This is a genomic window from Streptomyces sp. NPDC111520, from assembly GCF_055635295.1.
In genome coordinates this window covers 37,588-58,675 of the sequence record NZ_JBVKBW010000018.1, presented here as the reverse complement: position 1 = coordinate 58,675, position 21,088 = coordinate 37,588, and the positions used below count along the sequence as shown (strand labels likewise).

The window sequence follows — 21,088 nt, the reverse complement described above, 5'->3', positions numbered from 1 at the left end:
TCCTCCTGACCGGGGGCCGGGGGACCGGCTGCACGACCGGCTCCCAGCCGGTCATCAGAGCACCCCGCGACGGGGCTGTGAAGGGGTCCCGCGGCAAGAATCTGACTGACAGTCAGAAAAGTATTGAACTCGACCTGCGCCTACTGCAACCTGTTCTAGGTCCGGTACGCGACGCGGGAGGACGGCGATGGGCGGCACCGAACACCTCACGGTGGAGCGCGTCGGCGCGACACTCGTACTGACCCTGGACCGGCCGGAGGCGCGCAACGCGCTCTCCCTGCCCATGCTCGTGGGCCTCCACGACGGCTGGGTGGAGGCCGACCGGGACGACGCGATCCGCTCCGTGGTGCTGACCGGCGCCGGCGGGGCCTTCTGCTCGGGCATGGACCTCAAGGCCCTCGCCGCCGACGGCGGGACGGCCGGCCGGCCGTACCGGGAACGGCTCACCGCCGACCCCGACCTGCACTGGAAGGCCATGCTGCGCCACCACCGCCCCCGCAAGCCGGTGATCGCCGCCGTCGAGGGGGCCTGCGTCGCGGGCGGCACCGAGATCCTCCAGGGCACCGACATCCGCGTCGCCGCGGAGAGCGCGGTCTTCGGCCTGTTCGAGGTACGCCGCGGCCTCTTCCCCATCGGTGGCTCCACCGTCCGCCTCGCCCGCCAGATCCCGCGCACGCACGCCCTGGAGATGCTGCTCACCGGCCGCCCCTACACCGCGGCCGAGGCCGAGCGGATCGGGCTGGTCGGCCACGTGGTCCCCGACGGCACCGCCCTGGACAAGGCCCTGGAGATCGCCGCACTGGTCAACGCCAACGGCCCGCTGGCCGTCGAGGCCGTCAAGGCCTCCGTCTACGAGACCGCGGAGATGACCGAGGCCGAGGGACTGAGGTCCGAACTGGAGCGCGGCTGGCCCGTCTTCGCCACCGCCGACGCCAAGGAGGGCGCCAGGGCCTTCGGGGAGAAGCGCCCGCCCGTCTACCGCCGCGCCTGACACGAGAGGTCACCACGCCATGCCCGAACCGCTCACCGCACCCCTCGTCGTCGAGTTCCCCTTCACCCGCTCCCTCGGCCCGGTGCAGAGCGCCTTCCTCACCGGCCTGCGCGAGCGAACCGTCCTCGGCGTGCGCACCGGCGACGGCCGCGTCCTCGTCCCGCCCCTCGAGTACGACCCGGTCACCGCCGAGGAGTTGCGCGACCTCGTCGAGGTCGGCACCACCGGCACCGTGACCACTTGGGCCTGGAACCCGTCCCCGCGGCCGCAGCAGCCGCTGGCCACCCCCTTCGCCTGGGTCCTGGTCCGCCTCGACGGCGCCGACACCGCGCTGCTGCACGTCCTGGACGCGTCCGGCCCGGAGGCGGTGCGCACCGGCATGCGCGTCCGCGTCCGCTGGGCCGGCCTGCGCACCGGCGCCGTCACCGACATCGCGTGCTTCGAACCCGCCGGGGACGACGCCGGCGGCGAGACCTTCGCGACGGCGCACACCGGCGCCTTCGCCGAACCCGTCACCGGCATCACCGTGCCCGCCCGCCTGGAGTACACCTACGCCCCCGGCCGGGCCCAGAGCCGATACCTGGCGGGCCTGGCCGAGCGCCGCACCCTCGGCGAGCGCTGCCCCTCCTGCCGCAAGGTCTACGTCCCGCCCCGGGGCGCCTGCCCCACCTGCGGCGTCGCCACGGACGAGCAGGTCGAGGTCGGCCCGCGCGGCACCGTCACCACCTACTGCATCGTCAACATCAAGGCCAGGGGCCTCGACATCGAGGTGCCGTACGTCTACGCCCACATCGCCCTCGACGGCGCCGGACTCGCCCTGCACGGCCGCATCGGCGGCATCCCGTACGACCGGGTGCGCATGGGCCTGCGCGTCGAACCCGTCTGGAGCGACGACGGGGGCTACCCCGACCACTACCGGCCGACCGGAGAGCCCGACGCCGACTACGACACCTACAAGGAGCTGCTGTGACCACGCGGACGAGGCGGGAGGCGCGCCGGGAGGTGGCCGTCGTGGCCTTCGCCCAGACCCGGCACGTGCGCGACAGCGCCGCGCTCTCCGAGGTCGAGATGCTGATGCCGGTGCTGCACGAGGTGCTGGACCGGGTGGGCCTCACCGCGGGCGAGATCGGCTTCACCTGCTCGGGCTCCTGCGACTACCTGGCGGGCCGGGCCTTCTCCTTCACCATGGCGCTCGACGGGGTCGGGGCCTGGCCGCCGATCTCCGAGTCCCACGTGGAGACCGACGGTGCCTGGGCGCTGTACGAGGCCTGGGTCAAGCTGCTCACCGGTGAGGCCGACACCGCACTGGTCTACTCCTACGGCAAGTCCTCACCGGGGCGGCTGCGGGACGTGCTGACCCGCCAGCTCGACCCCTACTACCTGGCGCCGCTGTGGCCCGACTCCGTCGCCCTGGCCGCGCTCCAGGCCCAGGCGCTGATCGACGCCGGCGACACCGACGAGGCCGCGCTCGGCGCCGTCGCCGGCCGCAACCGGACGGCGGCCGTCGCCAACCCGTACGCGCAGGAGTCCGGCGACCGGCCGCAGGGGGAGTACGTGGTGCGGCCGCTGCGCCGGGGCGACTGCCCGCCGGTCGGCGACGGCGCGGCCGCGGTCGTGCTGGCCGCCGGGGACACCGCGCGGCGGCTGTGCGCGCGCCCCGCCTGGATCCGCGGCATGGACCACCGCATCGAGGCCCATTCGCTCGGGGTCCGGGACCTCACCGACTCGCCCTCCACCCGGCTGGCCGCGGAACGCGCGGGGGCCTTCGACGCGCCCGTGGACACCGCCGAGCTCCACGCCCCCTTCACCTCCCAGGAGGTCGTGCTCCGCAAGGCACTCCGCCTGGGGGACGACGTCGTGGTCAACCCCTCGGGCGGACCGCTCGCCGCGAACCCCGTGATGGCCGCCGGCCTGGTCCGGCTCGGCGAGGCCGCCGCCCGCATCCACCGCGGCGCGTCCCGCCGGGCGCTCGCCCACGCCACGTCCGGGCCCTGCCTGCAGCAGAACCTGGTCGCCGTCCTGGAAGGAGAGGACCGATGAGCACGGTGACCGGCAGGGAGCCCGTCGCGGTCGTCGGCGTCGGCCAGACCCACCACACCTCGGCGCGGCGCGACGTCTCCATCGCGGGACTGGTCCGCGAGGCCGCCCACCGCGCCCTGGTGGACGCGTCGATGACCTGGGCGGACGTCGACGCGGTCGTCATCGGCAAGGCCCCGGACTTCTTCGAGGGCGTGATGATGCCCGAGCTGTACCTCGCCGACGCCCTCGGCGCGGTGGGCAAGCCGATGATGCGGGTGCACACCGCGGGTTCGGTCGGGGGCTCCACCGCGCTGGTCGCCACGAGCCTGGTCGCGGCACGTGTCCACCGCACGGTCCTCACCCTCGCCTTCGAGAAGCAGTCCGAGTCCAACGCGATGTGGGGGCTGTCCCTGCCCGTCCCCTTCCAGCAGCCCCTGCTGGCCGGTGCGGGCGGCTTCTTCGCGCCGCACGTGCGCGCCTACATGCGCCGCACGGGTGCTCCCGACACCGTCGGCGTGCTCGTCGCGTACAAGGACCGGCGCAACGCGCTGCGGAACCCGTACGCCCATCTGCACGAGGAGGACATCACGCTGGAGAAGGTGCGCTCCTCGCCCATGCTCTGGGACCCGATCCGCTACTCCGAGACCTGCCCGTCCTCCGACGGGGCCTGCGCGATGGTGCTCACCGACGAGGCGGGCGGGCGCCGCGCCCCGGGACCGGTGGCCTGGGTGCACGGCGGGGCGATGCGCAGCGAGCCCACGATGTTCGCGGGCAAGGACTTCGTCAGCCCGCGGGCCGGGCGCGACTGCGCGGCGGACGTCTACCGGCAGGCGGGCGTCACCGATCCGCGGCGGCAGATCGACGTCGTCGAGATGTACGTGCCGTTCTCCTGGTACGAGCCGATGTGGCTGGAGAACCTCGGCTTCGCGGAGGAGGGCGAGGGGTGGAAGCTCACCGAGGCGGGGGTGACGGAGCCCGACGGCGACCTGCCCGTCAACCCTTCGGGTGGTGTGCTGTCCACCAACCCGATCGGCGCCTCGGGGATGATCCGCTTCGCCGAGGCCGCCCTCCAGGTGCGCGGCACCGCGGGCGGGCACCAAGTGGACGGCGCACGCCGGGCGCTCGGGCACGCATATGGCGGCGGTTCGCAGTTCTTCGCCATGTGGATGGTCGGATCCGGGCACCCCGGAGAGTGAAGCGGGCATGAACCGGTACCCGGTCCGGGCAGGTTCTCCCATGACCTGTCCGGGCCCCGGCACGGTCGCTAGGCTGGCCCGGACGACGGAGTCGGGAGGAGAACGGACGTGGCCGAGAGCACGATCGGATCGCCGTTGGCCAACGGGAAGAAGCCGCAGCTTGATCTGGCCAACGCAACATGGCAGTCGAGCAGCCAGGGCACAGGAGACGTCCAGATCGCCTTCGTCGAGGGCTACATCGCCATGAGGGACGGCCGGAGCCCCGAGGGGCCCTCGCTGATCTTCACCCCGGCGGAATGGCGGGCCTTCGTCCTCGGGGCCCGCGACGGCGAGTTCGACCTCACCTGACGGACCCCCACGGGTGCGTCCGGCGGCCCGCCCTCGCCCGCGGAGGCGAGCCGCCGGCGCACCCCCGGCGCGCGGGGCGCCACCCGTGCGCCCGCCCCCGTCGCCTCCCGGCACACGCACCCGACGGCCCGTCATGACGCCGTCGCCCGGGCATGTGCCGGAGGCATCGCGGGGGTGCGTTCCCGCATGTGGGCGTACCTGATCGAGCAGGGTCGATCATTCCCCGGACGGTTGTGAACAGTCGTCACCAGTTCGCATTTATCCACTCACGCTCGGTCCCTGGTGGCGTACGCTGAGGAGCCACCGGGCAGGCGTCCGGGCATCACCGGTGCGCCCCCGGCGCGCGCCGGATCAGGGGCAGGGGGTGCACTATGGCGCGGCGCACACCGAAGTCCCGGCGACCGCTCCTCGAACGCGAGGCCGAACTCGTGGCCGTCGACGAGGCGCTGGCGGAACTCACGGGCATACGGACCCACGGGGACCACCCCCGCAGCGGCACCCGGCGCGGTGGCGTCCTCGCCTTCGCGGCCCCCGCGGGCCTCGGCAAGACCACCCTGCTCGCGGAGACCCGGCGCCGGGCCTCCGCCCTCGGCTGCACCGTCCTGTACGCCCGCGGCGGCGACCAGGAGCAGGGCGTCGCCTTCCACGTGGCCCGCCAGCTGCTCCAGCCCCAGCTCGCCGGAGCCGGCGACGAGGTGCTCCGCTCCACCCTCGGCAGCTGGTACGGCATCGTCGGCCCCGCCCTGGGGCTGTGCACCGACGGCGAGGGCGCGCCCCCCGACCCGCAGGGCCTCGCGGACGGACTCGACTGGGTCCTGACCCACATCGCCGTCCGCCGCGCCCCCGTGGTCCTCGTGCTCGACGACGCCCACTGGGCCGACCCCGAGTCCCTGGGCTGGCTGGCCGCCTTCGCGCCCCGCGCCGAGGAACTCCCGATGCTGGTCGTCGTGGCCTACCGCCCCGACGAACTCCCCGCCCACGCCGAGGCGTTCCGCGGGCTGCCGGACCGCTCCGGGACCCGCCCGCTCGGCCTGGAACCGCTCAGCGCCGCCGCCATCGGCCGGCTCGTCCGCGACGCCGTGGGCGAGCACGCCGACGAGGCCTTCTGCCGCGAGGCCTGGGCCGTCACCGCCGGCAACCCCTTCGAGGCCGTGGAGCTCACCGCCAAGGTGCTCGACCGCGCGCTGCGGCCCGACGAGACCAGCGCGCACCTCCTGCGCGACCTCGCCGCCGCCGCCAAGGGCAGCGGACTCATCGCCCGCCTGGAGCGCCTGGGCACCTCCACCGTCCGCATGGCGTGGGCCTCCGCCGTCCTCGGCACGTCCATCTCACCGGCCATCGCGGCGAGCGTGGCGGGCCTGGGCGGCGAGGAGGCCGCCGACGCCGCGGACCGGCTGCGCAAGGCCCGCATCCTCACCGGCAGCGACGTCCTGGAGTTCGTCCACCCCCTCATCGCCACCGCCGTGTACCGGGCGATCCCCGACGCCGTCCGGGTCGCCCTGCACGGCCAGGCCGCCTGGTCCGTCGTGGACGCGGGGCTCGGCCCCTCCGCCGCCGCACGCCACCTGCTGGAGACCCACCCCGAGGGCGACCCCTGGGTCGTCGCCCAGCTGCGCCAGGCCGCCCGGGACACCGCCCGGGCCGGCGCCCCCGACGCGGCCCGCCGCTACCTCGCCCGCGCGCTGCGCGAGCCGCCGCCGTTCGAGGACCGGGCGTCCGTCCTCTTCGAGCTGGGCTGCTCCTCCCTGCTCACCGAGCCGGCCACCACCGTCAACCACCTGCGCGCCGCGCTCGAGGAACCGATCGTCGACCCGGCGCTGCGCGACGCGATCACCTACCGGCTCTCCCAGGCACTGGCCCACTCCGACCGGCTCGGCGAGGCCGCGGACACCGTGGGCCAGGCCGCCCGTACCGCCACCAACGCGCGGGCCCGGCTGCGGATGCAGGAAGAGCAGTTCATGTGGGACGCCTTCCGCTCCGACGAACCCGACTCCCCGGCCCGCTCCCGCCGGCTGGCCCGCCTCGCCGACCGGCTGTCCGGACGCGACCTGACCGAGCGCTACATCATCGGCCTGCGCGCCTGGGACGCCACCCTCCGCGGCGAGACCGCCGAGACCGCGTTGCGGCACTCCGACCGCGCCCTCGTCGGCGGCCTGCCCTGGGCCAGCGAGGACTTCGGCTTCGAGGTCCCGGTGCTGGTCGCGATGACGTACATGTACGCCGACCGGCCCGGCCGCGCCGAGGAGCTCTTCGCCGCCGGCATCGGCGACTACGAGCGCCAGGGATGGCGCGGCGCCCACCTCGCCTTCGGCTACTCCCTGCTCGGCTACGTCCGTTACCGCCGCGGCCGGCTCGCCGAAGCCGAGGACTTCGCCCGCGACGGCCTGCGCCTCGCCGACCGCGTCGGCCGCGGCACCCCCGTCGTCTGGTACACGGTGGCGATCCTCGTCGAGATCCTGCTCGCCCGCGGCCGGGTCCGCGAGGCCGCGGCCCTCGCCGAGGAGTACGACTTCTGCGAGCCGTTCCCGGCGGCCGTCACCTTCCCGGACGCCCAGACGGTCTACGGCGAGCTGCTGCTCGCCCGGGGCCTGGTCAACGAGGCCATCGCCCAGCTCGAGGCGTGCGGCCGGCGGCTCGACCCCCGGGGCATGCGCAACCCCGCATGGTCCCCGTGGCAGCTCCACCTCGCCCTCGCCGAGGTCCGGGAGACCCCGCAGCGGGCCCGTGCCACCGCGGCCGACGCCGTCGAGCGCGCCCGCCAGTACGGCACGGCGTCCGCGATCGGCCAGGCGCTGCGGGTCTCCGCCGAGGTGGCCGCGGAGCCCGACCGGCTCAAGCTGCTGAACGAGGCCGTCGCGCACCTGGAGCGCTCGCCCGCCGGATATGAGCTGGCCCGGGCCCTGGTCGACCACGGCGCCGCCCTGCGCCGCGAGGCCCGGCTCCAGGAGGCGGCCGAGCAGCTCTACCGGGGCCTGGAGACCGCCGTCCACTGCGGCGCCGACACACTCGCCGAACGCGCCCGCGACGAACTCGCCGCCGCCGGACTGCGCCCCCGAAGGCTCCGCACGACCGAGACCGACGCCCTCACCGCCCAGGAACGGGCGGCCGCCTCACGGGCCGCGCGCGGCGAGGACGACGAGCAGATCGCCGCGGGTCTGGACACCGACGTGGAGGGCGTCACCCGGTTGCTCTCCGCCGTCTATCGCAAGATCGGCACCGACCGGGCGGGCCTGGCCAGGGCCCTGGCGCCCTGAGGCCCTCCCGTCCGAGCGGCTCACCCGCCACCGCCGGGAGGCGCCCAGGCGTGCTCCTGCCAGGCCACTCGACCGCTCCGGCGGCGCGGCGAGCGCCGCGGGGCGGGCGAGACTTCGGAGACGGGGCCGGGCGGCCGACCCCGGGTACGCGGGCCGTCCGGGGACCGTACGATGGGCGCATGTCGTTCCTCCGCCGCCGCAACGCCGCAACGCCCACAGGGCCGGAATTCGACGTCCTGGCCATGGACCCGGGCGACTGGCCGGGCGAACTCGGCGCCGGGCTGCTGCCCGGTGAGGACGGCAGCTGCCAGGGCATCTTCCTGCGCTACGACCTCTTCGGCGGCCGCGGTCCCGCCATGCTGATCGGCAACCTCCCCGAGGGCTCGCCCGCCCGCGACCTCGAGGAGGGCCAGGTCCCCTTCGAGGTCGCGCAGCTGCTGCTGTCCCTCGGTAACGACGAGCCGGTGGAGGTCGTCGGCAGCGAGGACACCCCGGTCATGCACGGTGACAACCTGCTGATCGTGCGCAAGGTGAAGCTGTCCGAGGGGCGCATCGCCTGCACGCAGTTCGACCGCAGCGACGGCGTCCTGGTCACCATCGCGACCTGGGACCGCCCGATCACCGACGACCTCTACCAGTTGCTCAAGCCCCTCCCCGCGGAGATGTTCCAGCAGGGCTGACCGGGGCCCAGGAGGGCCCCAGGTCGACGTCCGCGGCCTTGACCCAGGCCACCCGGTGGCCGAACTGGATCTCGTAGTAGAGCTGCTCGCCCCGCACCACCACGTGCTGCGACGCGTCGAAGGTGACCGCCCGGTAGTACTCGCCGCGCGTGGCCTGGCCCACGGCGTAGCTCTGCCCCGCGAGCAGCCGGTACGGCAGCGGGGACTCCGGCTGCACCGGGACGCCCGCCGGGTAGGCCGACGCCTCCGGATAGGCGCGCCCGTAGACCGGGACCTCCGCGCGGCCGTCCTTGGGCGTGACCAGCAGGCCCGTGGCGGGCAGGGCGGTCCGGTGCCCCCGGGGGTCGTGGAACCAGGCCTTCGCGCCGAGGTACCAGATCGCCGTCCAGTCCCCCCGCCGTCCGGCCACGGCGAACTGCTGGCCGGTCGAGGCGCGGGCCCCGGTGTCGTTCACCCCGGTCGTCGAGGGGGCCTCCCCGTGCAGGCCGGCGTCCCTGACGAGCGGGGCGTCCTCGCGCGGCTCGGTGTACAGCCGTACGGCCGTGGAACCGCGGGAGGGGCAGGGGTCGCCGGCGGTCGTGCACCCCGTGTAGACGGGCCGGTTGGAGACGTAGTCCGGGGCGATCGTCAGCAGCGCGCTGCCCGGCCCGGCGGTCTGCCGGAAGGGCGCCCCCAGCAGCTGGAAGTAGTGCGCCCAGTCCCAGTACGGGCCCGGGTCGGTGTGCATCCCCGGGATGTTCGCGGGAGTCGGCCCCGGGACGTCGTCGTGGCCCAGGACGTGCTGCCGGTCCAGCGGGATGCCGTAGCGCAGCGCCAGGTAGCGGACCAGCCGGGCCGACGCCCGGTACATCGCCTCCGTGTACCAGGTGCCCGGATCGGTGAGGAAACCCTCGTGCTCGATGCCGACCGACTTGGCGTTGACGTACCAGTTGCCCGCGTGCCAGCCGACGTCCTTGGTCCGCACGTGCTGCGCGACGTGGCCGTCGGAGGAGCGGATCGAGTAGTGCCACGCCAGGTAGTCCGGCTTCCGCACCAGTTGGAGGGTGGTGTCCCAGGTGGCCTCGGTGTCGTGCACCACGATGTAGTCGATCTTCTGGTCGTGCGGACGGTCGGCGAGGTCGTGGTTTCCGTAGTCGCCCGTGCCGTACTCCTCGTACGGGGCCGGGACCCACTCGCAGGCGATCGTGCGCGGGCACTCCGTCCGGTCCGCGGCGACGGTGCGCAGGCCCAGGGAGCGGAGCCGGCCGGTGTCCGGCGTGAGAGCGGGGTGCGCGGCCAGGACGAGGGTCTCCCCGTCCTCCGTGGTGCGCGTGGCGCCGTCCCGGATCACCTGGAAGACGTCGTCGGCGAAGACCGCGGCCGTGGCGGCGTCGTCGGCGCCCGAGTAGCGGGCGACCGCGCCGTACCAGCGCGCGGGGTCGGAACTCAGCGGCGCGCCCAGCGACTTCTGGGCCTGGACCAGCAGCGCCGCGCCGCCCTCGACGTTGGCCGCCGGGTCCTCCCGCAGCGCCTCGGCGCTCAGCCCGGTCAGCCCGGCGGCGCGGTCCAGCGTGCTGAGCGACGGGGGCAGCGCACGGGTGTCCGCGGCGGGTAGTCCGACGTCGGTGAGGGGACGTCCTACGTCGCCGCGCGGGTCGTCACCACCATCACCCCTTCGAGGGAAGTCGCTGAGCGCGGTCCGGGCGTCCGTGAGGTGCATGGGGCCGTATCCGCCGGTGACGCTGGGCAGCCCGCGGTGGGTGTCCCAGCGCGACTCCAGATAGGCCACGCCCATCAGCACGCTCTCCGGCACGTGTTGGCGCTCGGCGGCGTCCTCGAAGGCCTGCCGGAGCGTCGTGTCCCGCTCCTCCGGGGCCGCGCCGGCCGCGGGGAGCGGCGACAGCGCGGAGAGCAGGGCGCCGACGGCCACGCTGACCGTCGCGGCGGTGACGACCTTGCGCGGGCGTCTCGCGTTGTGGGGGGATCCTCGCACTGCAGCCTCCTGTGGTGACGCACGGGGCCGTTCGGCACCACAGAGGTATCCCTTGTCCGACGTCCCGTCAACTGTGCGTTCGGAGCGCCGTTTACGCATGTCAGCGCCCGTGCGGGAACTTTCCCCGCACGGGCGCCGTGGCCTGCGGTGCGTCAGAGGACCGGACCACCGGCGGTGCCGCCCCGGCCCTGCGGCCGTCCGGGCGGCACCGCGACGGCACCGGAGGACTCTCCCCTGGCCCCCGGGTCCGCGACCGCGGTGCTCCGTCGTCCACCACGCACCGGTTCCTCCTCCTGCCTTTGGGAACCGGCCGGAGGATCACCTCGTTCCGACGGCGGCCCTGACGGCCCGCCGGGCGAGGCCCGCGTCGTCGTGCAGCCTGCGCAGCAGCAGCCGCTGCTCCTCGCCGGCCTCGGCCGCGCCCGGACCCGCCGGGACGGTGCTGCGCATCGTGCGCTGCACGGCCGTCTCGTAGGTGCGGATCTCACGGGTGACCACCAGCATGAGGTTGACCAGGAAGGCGTCCCGCGCGATCGGGCCCGCGGCCTGTGCCATCTGGCTGATCTGCCGCCGGGTGACCGGGTCGTCGCCCAGGATCATCCAGAGCACCGCCAGGTCGTAACCGGGCAGGTACCAGCCGGCGTGCTCCCAGTCGACCAGCACCGGGCCGGCCGGGGAGAGCAGGATGTTGGAGAGCAGGGCGTCGCCGTGGTTGAACTGGCCCTGCGCGTGCGCCAGTCCGTGCAGCAGCTTCTGCAGGTCGCCCATGTCGCGGTCGGTGAGCAGGCCCAGCTCGTGGTAACGGGACAGCCGTGCCGCGTAGTCGACCGGCGCGTCGAAGACCCCGGCCGGCGGACGCCACATGTTGACCCGGGAGATCGCGCTGAGCGCCATCCGCACGTCCGCCCGCGGCGGGGCCTCCGACGGGTGCCGCTGCAGGGCCGCGACCCGTCCGGGCATCCGCTCCAGGACGAGTGTGCAGCTCTCGGGGTCGGCGGCGATCAGCCGCGGCGCCCTGACCGGCGGCCGGTGCCGTACGAACGCCCGGTACGCGGCGATCTCGTGCCGGTACCGCTCCACCCAGGCGGGGGAGTGGTCCAGCAGGCACTTGGCGACCGCGGGGGCACGGCCCGAGGTGCCGACCAGCAGCACCGAGCGGCCGCTGCGGCGCAGCATCTGGACGGGCGTGAACTCGGGACAGATGCGCTGCACCGAGGCGATGGCCGAACGCAGCTGCGCGCCTTGCGGACCGGTCAAGTCGAGCCTCCCGCTGAGCGGGTGGGAGGTCCCCGGCGCGCCCCTGCGCGGAGCGGGCAGCACCGGGCGAGGACGTATGGCGGTCCCGGTCCCGGAGAACCCCGGGATCCGGGTCGGCCGGGGCGGTGCGGACACGGAGGACGATGCTGAATACATATGGGGAGACAGATCCCTTCGTGTGCCAACGAGCTCTTGACGAGGTGGCGGGGCCGGCGCGTGGACGGATCCGGAGCCGGAGTCGGCGTCCGGTCCCGCACCCTGGGGAATGCGGGTCCGGGCCGGCGGTCCGAACTGTCCACGCGCCGTACGCCCCTCGCGTACCAGTACGCACATGTCTCTCGAGTTGTTCAACGCTGATCGGCGTTTTTCGAAAGTTGCTCATATGCGACCGTTCACGAGCCGGCGAGTGCCGGGCCGGGTGGCGCGTTCTTACTTGACCACCGCGTGCGGGTGGCAGACCATCTGGCGCACCCTGGCGAACCATGGCGAATGCTCGCGGCGGCGCTGACCGGCCGTTAGTGTCAACAGTGCCGAGGAACCTGGGGGCTTGGATGGACAAGGAAGCCAACACACGGCTAGCGGACCTGTTCGCACTCACCGGATGGTCCAAGGGAGAGCTCGCGCGACTCGTCAACCGGCAGGCGGCGGCCATGGGCCACCCGCAGCTGGCGACGGACACCTCGCGCGTGCGCCGCTGGATCGACACCGGTGAATCTCCCCGCGAACCCGTGCCCACCGTGCTGGCGGCCCTGTTCACCGAGCGTCTCGGCCGTGTCGTAACCATCGAGGATCTCGGGTTCGGCCGGCATCGGCGTACGGGAAGGAAGCAGTCCGTCAGCGCCGACGGACTGCCCTGGCCACCGGAGCGAACAGCCGCGGTCCTCACCGAATTCACGGGAATGGACCTCATGCTCAACCGACGCGGTCTGGTGGGCGCGGGAGCCGCGCTTGCCGCGGGTTCCGCAATCAGCAGCGCCATGTACGACTGGCTGCACACCGATCCGGCGCTCGCGGCCGACGCCCCCACCACCCACGACCCCTTCGCCGTCGACGCCGCCTCCTACGACCGCTACGAGGCGGCCCCGGTCGGCTCCCAGGAGATCGAGGCGCTCGAGCGCTCGGTCGAGGTGTTCCGCGCCTGGGACGCGTCCCGCGGCGGCGGGCTGCAGCGCAAGGCGGTCGTCGGGCAGCTCAACGAGGTGGGCGGCATGCTCGCCTACCACCACCCCCCGCACCTCAAGCGCAGGCTCTGGGGCGTGGCGGCCAACCTCGCCGTCCTGGCGGGGTGGATGTCCCACGACGTGGGCCTGGAGCCCACCGCGCAGAAGTACTTCGTCATCGCGGCGCACGCGGCCCGCGAGGGCGGCGACCGGCCCAGGGCCGGCGAGGCGCTCTCCCGCGCCGCCCGGCAGATGGTCCACCTGGGCCGGCCGGACGACGCCCTGGACCTCATGAAGCTGGCGCAGTCCGGCTCCGGGCAGGAGACCCTGCCGCGCACCCGTGCCATGCTCTGCACCATCGAGGCCTGGGCGCAGGCCTCCATGGGGTACGGCCAGGCGATGCGCCGTACCCTGGGCAAGGCCGAGGACCTCTTCGCCACCGACCGCGGGGACGTCCCCCCGCCGAGCTGGATGCAGATGTTCGACGAGGCCGACCTGCACGGCATGCAGGCGCTCGCGTACCGCACCCTCGCCGAGTACGAGCCGCTGGCCGCGCGGACGGCCCAGCAGCACGCCAAGCAGGCGCTGGAACTGCGCGGCAAGGGCCGGGACCGGTCCAACATCTTCGACTACATCTCACTGGCCTCGGCCTGCTTCATCGCCGACGACCCGGAGCAGGCGGACCGCTACGCACGACTGGCGCTGCTGACCATAAGGCAGAACTCGTCGCTGCGTACCTGGGACCGGCTGCGCGAGATGTACCGGCTGACGGCCCGCTACTCCGACTTCACCAGGATCCAGGACCTGCGTGAGGAGATCGAGACCGCGCTGCCCAGCGGCCCGAAGCGCAGGGGACCCGCGATCTGAGCGGGGCCCCGTACGGGGCACGTGGAGGGTGCGCACGTCGCGGAAGGGCGCATGACGCGGACGTCGCGGACGCACACACGAAGCGGACATCGCCGAGCGGGAGCCGAGCGGGACCAGCCGACTCGACGCCGAACGAGCCGGCTCTCCCGGATGTCCTCCTCATGTCGACACATCGACATGCCGATACGTCGACCACCGGCGCCGCACCCCGGTGCGGTGCGGTCGTCGCGCGGCGGCCGACGGGGTCAGGCGCTCAGTGGAACCTGGCGACGAGCACGCAGGCGTCGTCCTCGCGCTCGGGGGCGCCGAGTTCCTCCACCACGATGCGCACGCACTCCTGAGGGGTACGGGCCCGGGCGAACCTCGGGCCGAGCTCCAGCAGGTGCCGGACCGCGGCGGCCGTGTCCGAGGCCGTCGCGGAACCGGTGCGGCGCGGCAGCAGGCCGTCGGTGTGCAGCACCAGCAGGTCGCCGGGGTGCAACACCTCGGCGACCTGGCCGTACCGGGCGCCGGAGGTGGCTCCCAGCAGGACCCCCTCGGGCGCCTCGAGCAGCCGCCCCGTCCCGTCGCGGAACAGCAGCGGGGCGGGGTGCCCGGCCTGCGCCCACACCAGGGAGCGGTCCTCCGGGCGGTAGCGGCAGCACAGGGCGCTGCCCAGCGCCGGCTGGGCCGAGCTGTCCAGCAACCGGTTGAGCCCGCCGAGCAGCGGTGCCGGGTCCAGCCCCGTCATCGCCATCCCGCGCAGCGCGCCGAGCAGCATGGCCATGCCGGAGGTGGCGGAGACCCCGTGCCCCGTCAGGTCGCCCACGGTGAGCAGGGTCGAGCCGTCGGGCAGTTGCAGGGCGTCGTACCAGTCGCCGCCGACCAGGGCGCCGGTCGAGGAGGGGAGGTAGTGGGCGGCGAGGTCGACCGTGGTGGGGCCGCCGTCCTGCGGGAACCGCAGCGAACCGCGCCACGGCGGCAGCACGGCTTCCTGCAGCTCGACCGCCAGCCGTCGCTCGGTCTGCGCGATCTGCCGCTCGCGTTGCAGCGAGTCACGGGTCTCGCGCAGCGTCCGCTGGCTGCGGCGCAGTTCGCTGACGTCGCGGAGGACCGCCCACATCGAGGAGGTGGCGCCCGCGGCGTCCAGCACCGGCTCGCCCACCATGTGCACGGTACGCACGGCACCGTCCGGGCGGACGATGCGGAACTCGCAGTCGATCGGCCGGGCGTCCACCAGGCAGCCGGTGACGGCCGCGGTGAGGGTCTGCTGGTCCTCGGCGAAGAGCCAGGAGGGCAGTTCGTCCAGGGTCAGCGGCCCGTCCTCGCGGGTGCGCCCGAAGATGCGGTAGAGCTCCTCCGACCACTGGACACCGTCCGTGACCAGGTTCCACTCCGCGCTGCCGGCCCGCCCCAGGGCCTGCACGGCGGCGGGGACCGGCGCGGGGACGGGGGCCTCCGGGGCCCGGGGTGCCGTCCAGGCGGCGGCCGCGGGCCCGGCGTCCGCCTCGCGGTCGCCGAGGACGGGGAGCCCGTCCCGCAGCTGCCCGAGGTGCGCGCCCAGGTCGTCGAGCTGGTGGACGGCCAGGTCGCACAGCGCGCGCTGCCAGCGCAGCTGCGGGTCCTCCTCGTCCTCGGCCGCGGCGTCGCGGCGGACGGCGTCGACCTTGCCGCGCAGCTGGCGGGTCTGGGAGATGAGCGCGTCCACGGTGCCGGGCTCAGGCTTCGCGGTGGCGCGATCCTCATGCAAATGGGGCGGCATGACGCTCTCCGAACATGTCTCCGAACCGGGCGCCGGCCTCAACGGGGCCGTACGGATGGGCCAGTCACGACTCTTGCACAAGGAGTGATGGCCCGTAAGGGTTTCTGCAATACCCGATCCGGTGGTGCTGACGGCATATGCCAGAAGCCTGCGGTGCCCGCACGCTCGGGGGACTCGGCGGAATGCCTCGGTCCGGGTAAGCTGCGGGACTCCGCCCGTGAGCGCGCTCGCGGGCCGCCCGGGTGCTGTGCAAAGGGTTTGAACCCGGGACGATCTGCGAAGATACCTCGCAGCCGGTAACGGGAAATCCCGTTGCCAACCAACCCCCCGCACCGGATGCTGACCTCATGTTCGACCCCGACATAGCGCCCAGCGGTACCCTTCTCGGCCTCCTCCAGAGAGGACGCGGAGACGGGACCCTGCACGCCCTCGCGGCGCAGCGAGCCGACGCGCTCGCCGCGCTGGAGCAGTGCGTCCTGCGCGACCCCCGTCACGACTGGCGCGTGGAGTCCCGCTCCCTTTATTACGCGCGCCTCTACTCGGAGCTCGAGGGCCCGCTCGACGGGATCGAACAGCACCTCTTCCACCCCGACGACATCGTCAGCCCCGACGAGCACCGCTGCGGCCTGGCCCTGTCCGTCCTCGGCCACCTCGCCGGCTACGGCCGCCGGGACGCCGTCCTGCTGCTGCGCCGCTACGCCGCCACCGGCGGCAACTGGGAGTGGGCCCTGGACGAGCTCGCCGTGCGTGACGACGACGACGCGCTGCGTGCGCTCGGCCCGGCCGTGCTCGCCCGCTTCCCGCTGACCACGGAGGGTGACGCCCAGCTCGCCGCCGCCCTTCGTGAGGCGTACGAGCCACGGCCCTGGCGGTTGTGGGCGGAGGATCCCGACCCCGCCGTCTCCGAACGCGTGCGCAAGGCGTCGGAACAGACCGCCTTCGACCGGTGGCAGCGGCAGATGCGGCCTGCCGGGCCCACCCCGGGCTGGAGCGTGCGCGCCGTGCTCGAATGGGCCCAGGAGGGCCTGGCCGCCCTCCCGGCGCAATACCGTGACGCCCCGGCCGCCCGCTGTCTGGCCGCCGTCGCCGGTCCCGAGGACCGCGAGGAGCTCGTCCAGGCGGCCCGCGGCGGTCCCGAGGCCGCCCGCGCGGCCGCCCTGCGCCACCTCTCCGACCGCCAGGACCGCGAGGCCCTCGACCTCATCGAGGCCGCCGCCCTCAGCGCGTCGGAGCTCGTCTCCCGTGCCGCCGTCGAGTCCTTCGAACGGATGCGCAGCGTCGCCGCCCTCACCCGGGCCCGCGCCTGGACGCACCGCGACGACGTGCTCGGCGCGGCCGCCGCCCGCATGCTCGCCTGTCGCGGCGGCGAACAGGACGCGGACCGCGTCCTCGGCGCGCTGCGCCGCCTCGTCCAGCGCGAGGGCGCCGACGCGGAGGGCCTGGCCACCCTCGTCGAGGGGGCAGGACGGCTCTCCATCGAGTGCGCCGCCCCCGTGCTGCGCCACGTCTACCGCGAGACCAGTTCCTCACAGGTGCGCGGCGTCGCCGCCCACGCCCTCGGCCGTACCGATCCCTGCTTCGGCGCCGGACTCGCCGTCGAGTGCCTGTGGGACTGCGAGGAGACCACCCGCGAACTCGCCGCCCGCACCGCCACGACCTCGGACGTCCGGGTCCTGGCGAGGCTGCGCAGCCTCGCCGCGGATCCCGCCGAGGAGGCCGAGGTCCAGACCGCCGTCCGCGGCCGCCTCAGCTCCGGAGACCCCGCGCGGTAGGCCCGGGTCACAGCCCCTGCCCCCGGCTGTCGGCGCCCGCGCGCACCGTCTCCCCGTGGCCGCAACAGGGAGCGGGAGGACGGCACATACCGGGACCGGACCGGATGGACGGTGCGACCTGCCGCCGCTGAGCCCGAGCCCGACCTCCGCCGGGTTCCGCCACGCCGACGACGGGCAGACCGCGCCACCCGGCGGTTCACCCCCCGCACCGCGCGCCCCGGGGGCGGTACCCGAGGGCGAGGACCACGGCGCCCCCTCGGTCCGCGCGGCCTGTTCCACCGCCTCGCCGAGGGACTCGCCGGCGGCCTCCCGCGCGCCGACCCGACCGCCGGCCCCGTGCCCGCCGCCGAACTCCCGCCCGGACCGGCGAGCGCCGCCTGACGCCGCCGGACGCGGCGTCCGGGAGGAGGCCCAGGGGCGCCGCGGCGGCCGGAAGGCCCGATCCGGGGCCAACGCTCACGGCACGTTCCCCAAGGTGAAAGATCCACGTGACCCGGACAACGCCCGGGGAGCCGACAACGTCCGTATGCGAGTAGCCATCGTCACAGAATCCTTCCCACCCGACGTCAACGGAGTGGCCCACTGCGCGCTGCGCACGGCCGAGCACCTGGTCCGCAGGGGCCACGAGCCGCTGGTGATCGCGCCCGCCGGCCCGCACGAGTCCACGCCGGGCGACGAGCCGTGCCCCGTCGTGCGCGTGCCGTCGGTGCCCCTGCCCGGCTACCCGCAGGTCCGGGTGGCGCTGCCCGGCCGCAGGACCGCGGCGGCGATCGCCGCGCACCGCGCCGAACTCGTCCACCTGGCCAGCCCGTTCATCCTCGGGGTGCGCGGCATGGCCGCGGCCACCCGGCAGCACATCCCCGCCGTCGCGGTCTACCAGACCGACCTGGCGGGCTACGCCCGCACCTACCTGAGCCGCGGCGAGAGCACCGCGTGGCGCCGTATCCGCGCCGTGCACACGGCCGCCGACCGCACGCTCGCGCCCTCCAGCGCGTCCCAGCGCGACCTGGAGGAGCACGGCGTCCCGCGGGTGCACCTGTGGCCGCGCGGCGTGGACTCCTCGCGCTTCGACCCTGCGCACCGCGACGAGGCGCTGCGCCGTGAACTCGCCCCGAACGGCGAGGTCCTGGTCGGCTACATCGGACGTCTGGCCCCGGAGAAGCACGTGGAGCTGCTGGCCGGCGTCTGCCGCCTGCAAGGGGTCAAGGTGGTCGTCGTCGGCGACGGCCCGAGCGCCCCGGGGCTGCACGAGGCGTTGCCGGGCGCGGTGTTCCTGGGCCGCCGCACCGGGCACGACCTGGCGCGGATCTACGCCTCCCTGGACGTGTTCGTCCACACCGGGCCGTTCGAGACCTTCTGCCAGACCGTCCAGGAGGCGATGGCCAGCGGGCTGCCCGTGGTCGCCCCCGCCGCCGGCGGTCCGCTCGACCTCGTCGACCACGGCCGCACCGGGCTGCTCGTGCCGCCCGGCGACCTGGACGCCGTCACCGGCGCCGTACGCCTGCTGGCGAGCGCTCCCGCCATGCGCGACCAATTCGGCGCCGAGGGGCGCGCCGACGTGGCCGCACGTACCTGGGAGGCCGTCGGCGACCTGCTCCTGGAGCACTACGCGCAGGTGATCGAGGCCCGTACGGCGGTGGCGGCATGACCGGACGGCTGCGCATCGTCAGGCTGGCGAACTTCGTCACGCCCACCTCCGGGGGCCTGCGCACCGCGCTGCGCCACCTCGGCGAGGGCTACCTCGCGGCCGGCCACGACCCGGTCCTGGTCGTCCCGGGTCCCGCCGCCAAGGACGAGACCACCTCCCAGGGCCGTGTCATCACCCTCCCCGGCCCCCTGGTCGCGGGCACCGGCGGCTACCGCGTGCTGACCGGCAGGGCCCGGCTGGAGACGGTGCTGGACGGCCTCCGCCCGGACCGGCTGGAGGTCTCCGACCGTACGACGCTGCGCTGGACCGGGGAGTGGGCGCGCCGCCGCAGGGTGCCGTCCGTCATGGTGTCCCACGAGAGCGTCGACGGGGTGCTGCGTACCTGGGGCCTGCCCAGCGGCCTCGCCCAGAATGCCGCCGACCGGCTCAACCGCCGCAGCGCGCACGTGTACTCGCGCATCGTCTGCACCACCGCCTGGGCGGCCGCGGAGTTCGAGCGGATCGGGGCCCGCAACGTCGTGCGGGCGCCGCTCGGCGTCGACCTCGAGGCGTGCCACCCGGCGCACCACGATCCGGAGTTGCGCGCCCGGTACGCCGGCAACGCCGAGGTGCTGCTGGTGATGTGCTCCCGCCTGTCGCCCGAGAAGCGGCCGGGCCGCGCCCTGGAGGCGCTCGCCCACATGCGTCATCAGGGTGTCGACGCCGTCCTCGTCGTCGCCGGGGACGGGCCGATGCGCGCCCGTCTGGAGGCGCGGGCCCGGGAGTCCCGGCTGCCGGTCACCTTCCTCGGGCACGTTCCCACCCGCCGCGCCCTGTCCGCGCTCCAGGCCACCGCCGACGTGGTCCTGGCCCCGGGCCCGGTCGAGACGTTCGGCCTGTCCGCCCTCGAGGCTCTCGCCTGCGGCACCCCGGTCGTCGCCAGCGCGCTGTCGGCGCTGCCCGACATCCTGGGCCCCGCCGGTGCCGCCGCCACCGACGACGGTCCCGCCTTCGCCGACGCCGTCGGCCACCTGCTGTCCCGTCCCGAGTCCATGCGCCGGGCCATCGCCCGCGCCCAGGCCGAGCGCTACGGCTGGCCGACCGCGGTCAGCGCCTTCCTCGCCGCCCACGACGCCGCGCCCCGGCTCACCGCCCCGGAGGTCACGCCATGACGACGGGCACGGAGACGCCCACCGTCCCCGGACGTCCCAGACCCGCGCCCCTTCCGCCCACCGGGACCGAGGTCGCGGCCACCGTGCCCCCCACGGTCGCCGCCCAGGCCCAGGTCACCGTCCCGCCCCAGGCCGGCGCCCGGACGCCTGCCTCCACCGAGGCGGGCGGGGTGTTCGCCGGCATCAAGGAGATACGTTTCGCCGCCCTCGGCGACTCGCTCACCGAGGGCCTCGGCGACCCCGTCGCCGGCGGATGGCGCGGCTGGGTGCCGCTCCTGGCGCAGGGGCTGTCCGCCGAACCCTCGGCGGTGCGCCTGCTCAACTGCTCCCGCAGCGGCGCCCTCACCAAGGACGTCGTCGAGGAGCAGCTGCCCCGCGCCCTGGACCACCGGCCGCACCTGGCCTCCGTGGTGATCGGTGCCAACGACACGCTCCGCGGCAGCTTCGACATCGAGACCGTCGCCCACCGCCTGGACACCGTGCTGGCCCAACTGCGCGCCCACGGCGCCGAGGTGCTCACCGCCTGCCTGCCGGACCCCGGCCGCATGCTGGGCCTGCCGTGGCCGCTCGCCCGCCCGCTGGGCCGCCGGATGGCCGCGCTGAACCAGGTCGTGCACGTCCTGTCCGAACGCCACGGAGCCGTGCACCTGCACGCCGCCCGCCACCCGTGGGTGGCCGACCGCGCCGCCTGGAGTGCGGACCGGCTGCACCCCAGTGAACTCGGCCACCGGCTGCTGGCCCGGGAGTTCCACGACCTCCTGGCGGCGCGCGGCCTGTCGGACGGCGAACCGGCGTCCACGACCCCCGGCGGCCCCGGACCCGGCGCCGCGGCGAGCGTCTGGTGGATGGCCACCAAGGGCACCCGCTGGGTCGCCGACCGCTGCACCGATCTGCTGCCCGACCTGCTGCGGCTCGCCGGGCGGGAGACCCGCCACCGGCTGGCCGGCACCGACGGCCTGCTGGACCTGCGCTCCCGCGACGCCACGGCCGGTGCGCTGGCCCGCCTGGGAGGGACGTCCCTGGGACAATGAG

15 protein-coding genes are annotated in these 21,088 nt (G+C 74.7%); 12 read left to right on the top strand and 3 right to left on the bottom strand.

Annotated features, from left to right (window positions below; genetic code table 11):
* Positions 1-187 precede the first annotated feature (187 nt).
* The 7 genes from ACZ7MY_RS33340 (at position 188) to ACZ7MY_RS33310 (ending at position 8,488) form a co-directional block, all read left to right on the top strand.
* Entirely contained in the window at positions 188-991 is an 804-nt protein-coding gene (locus ACZ7MY_RS33340; RefSeq protein ID WP_499607342.1) for a crotonase/enoyl-CoA hydratase family protein, read from the top strand.
* Between the two features lie 19 nt (positions 992-1,010).
* The gene (locus ACZ7MY_RS33335; RefSeq protein WP_499607339.1) at positions 1,011-1,961 is read left to right on the top strand and encodes an OB-fold nucleic acid binding domain-containing protein; all 951 of its coding nucleotides are present in this window, start codon (positions 1,011-1,013) and stop codon (positions 1,959-1,961) included.
* On the top strand, positions 1,958-3,031 hold the full coding sequence (locus ACZ7MY_RS33330) for a thiolase family protein (RefSeq protein WP_499607336.1): 1,074 nt from the start codon (positions 1,958-1,960) through the stop codon (positions 3,029-3,031). The genes ACZ7MY_RS33335 and ACZ7MY_RS33330 overlap by 4 nt, the downstream gene beginning before the upstream one ends.
* Entirely contained in the window at positions 3,028-4,206 is a 1,179-nt protein-coding gene (locus ACZ7MY_RS33325; RefSeq protein WP_499607333.1) for a thiolase family protein, read from the top strand. Before ACZ7MY_RS33330 ends, ACZ7MY_RS33325 begins: the two co-directional genes overlap by 4 nt.
* A gap of 108 nt (positions 4,207-4,314) precedes the next feature.
* Positions 4,315-4,554: a DUF397 domain-containing protein gene (locus tag ACZ7MY_RS33320; protein ID WP_018561140.1), complete on the top strand. Its 240-nt coding sequence runs from the start codon at positions 4,315-4,317 to the stop codon at positions 4,552-4,554.
* Positions 4,555-4,925: 371 nt separating this feature from the next.
* Positions 4,926-7,808 carry an ATP-binding protein gene (locus ACZ7MY_RS33315; protein WP_499607331.1) on the top strand — a complete coding sequence of 961 codons (2,883 nt, stop codon included), beginning with the start codon at positions 4,926-4,928 and terminating at the stop codon, positions 7,806-7,808.
* A 179-nt stretch (positions 7,809-7,987) separates the two neighbouring features.
* Positions 7,988-8,488, top strand: coding sequence for a hypothetical protein (locus tag ACZ7MY_RS33310; protein ID WP_499607328.1), 501 nt, complete (start codon positions 7,988-7,990; stop codon positions 8,486-8,488).
* Here ACZ7MY_RS33310 and ACZ7MY_RS33305 read toward each other — a convergent pair.
* The gene (locus ACZ7MY_RS33305; RefSeq protein ID WP_499607325.1) at positions 8,451-10,460 is read right to left on the bottom strand and encodes an N-acetylmuramoyl-L-alanine amidase; all 2,010 of its coding nucleotides are present in this window, start codon (positions 10,458-10,460) and stop codon (positions 8,451-8,453) included. The two genes, ACZ7MY_RS33310 and ACZ7MY_RS33305, sit on opposite strands and share 38 nt — an antisense overlap.
* Positions 10,461-10,778: 318 nt before the next feature.
* Positions 10,779-11,873, bottom strand: coding sequence for an aminoglycoside phosphotransferase family protein (locus ACZ7MY_RS33300; RefSeq protein ID WP_499607322.1), 1,095 nt, complete (start codon positions 11,871-11,873; stop codon positions 10,779-10,781).
* Positions 11,874-12,268: 395 nt separating this feature from the next.
* Here ACZ7MY_RS33300 and ACZ7MY_RS33295 point away from each other — a divergent pair, with 395 nt between their 5' ends.
* The gene (locus ACZ7MY_RS33295; protein ID WP_499607319.1) at positions 12,269-13,744 is read left to right on the top strand and encodes a DNA-binding protein NsdB; all 1,476 of its coding nucleotides are present in this window, start codon (positions 12,269-12,271) and stop codon (positions 13,742-13,744) included.
* Between the two features lie 253 nt (positions 13,745-13,997).
* On the opposite strand, the gene ACZ7MY_RS33290 is transcribed toward ACZ7MY_RS33295, so the two are convergent.
* Positions 13,998-15,485, bottom strand: a complete 1,488-nt coding sequence (locus tag ACZ7MY_RS33290; protein WP_499607316.1) for a PP2C family protein-serine/threonine phosphatase — start codon at positions 15,483-15,485, stop codon at positions 13,998-14,000.
* A 347-nt stretch (positions 15,486-15,832) separates the two neighbouring features.
* On the opposite strand from ACZ7MY_RS33290, the gene ACZ7MY_RS33285 reads away from it, so the two are divergent.
* The 4 genes from ACZ7MY_RS33285 (at position 15,833) to ACZ7MY_RS33270 (ending at position 21,087) form a co-directional block, all read left to right on the top strand.
* The gene (locus ACZ7MY_RS33285) at positions 15,833-17,257 is read left to right on the top strand and encodes a HEAT repeat domain-containing protein (RefSeq protein WP_499607314.1); all 1,425 of its coding nucleotides are present in this window, start codon (positions 15,833-15,835) and stop codon (positions 17,255-17,257) included.
* 526 nt (positions 17,258-17,783) lie between these two features.
* Positions 17,784-18,905, top strand: a complete 1,122-nt coding sequence (locus ACZ7MY_RS33280; protein ID WP_499607311.1) for a glycosyltransferase family 4 protein — start codon at positions 17,784-17,786, stop codon at positions 18,903-18,905.
* The gene (locus tag ACZ7MY_RS33275) at positions 18,902-20,056 is read left to right on the top strand and encodes a glycosyltransferase (protein ID WP_499607308.1); all 1,155 of its coding nucleotides are present in this window, start codon (positions 18,902-18,904) and stop codon (positions 20,054-20,056) included. Before ACZ7MY_RS33280 ends, ACZ7MY_RS33275 begins: the two co-directional genes overlap by 4 nt.
* Positions 20,053-21,087, top strand: coding sequence for an SGNH/GDSL hydrolase family protein (locus ACZ7MY_RS33270; protein WP_499607305.1), 1,035 nt, complete (start codon positions 20,053-20,055; stop codon positions 21,085-21,087). Before ACZ7MY_RS33275 ends, ACZ7MY_RS33270 begins: the two co-directional genes overlap by 4 nt.
* The last annotated feature ends 1 nt before the right edge of the window (position 21,088 follow it).

Coding starts and splice junctions, on each gene's coding strand:
- ACZ7MY_RS33340 (WP_499607342.1), top strand. CDS start 188: ATGGGCGGCACCGAACACCTCACGGTGGAGCGCGTCGGCGCGACACTC.
- ACZ7MY_RS33335 (WP_499607339.1), top strand. CDS start 1,011: ATGCCCGAACCGCTCACCGCACCCCTCGTCGTCGAGTTCCCCTTCACC.
- ACZ7MY_RS33325 (WP_499607333.1), top strand. CDS start 3,028: ATGAGCACGGTGACCGGCAGGGAGCCCGTCGCGGTCGTCGGCGTCGGC.
- ACZ7MY_RS33315 (WP_499607331.1), top strand. CDS start 4,926: ATGGCGCGGCGCACACCGAAGTCCCGGCGACCGCTCCTCGAACGCGAG.
- ACZ7MY_RS33310 (WP_499607328.1), top strand. CDS start 7,988: ATGTCGTTCCTCCGCCGCCGCAACGCCGCAACGCCCACAGGGCCGGAA.
- ACZ7MY_RS33300 (WP_499607322.1), bottom strand. CDS start 11,873: ATGTATTCAGCATCGTCCTCCGTGTCCGCACCGCCCCGGCCGACCCGG.
- ACZ7MY_RS33295 (WP_499607319.1), top strand. CDS start 12,269: ATGGACAAGGAAGCCAACACACGGCTAGCGGACCTGTTCGCACTCACC.
- ACZ7MY_RS33290 (WP_499607316.1), bottom strand. CDS start 15,485: ATGCCGCCCCATTTGCATGAGGATCGCGCCACCGCGAAGCCTGAGCCC.
- ACZ7MY_RS33285 (WP_499607314.1), top strand. CDS start 15,833: ATGTTCGACCCCGACATAGCGCCCAGCGGTACCCTTCTCGGCCTCCTC.
- ACZ7MY_RS33280 (WP_499607311.1), top strand. CDS start 17,784: ATGCGAGTAGCCATCGTCACAGAATCCTTCCCACCCGACGTCAACGGA.
- ACZ7MY_RS33275 (WP_499607308.1), top strand. CDS start 18,902: ATGACCGGACGGCTGCGCATCGTCAGGCTGGCGAACTTCGTCACGCCC.
- ACZ7MY_RS33270 (WP_499607305.1), top strand. CDS start 20,053: ATGACGACGGGCACGGAGACGCCCACCGTCCCCGGACGTCCCAGACCC.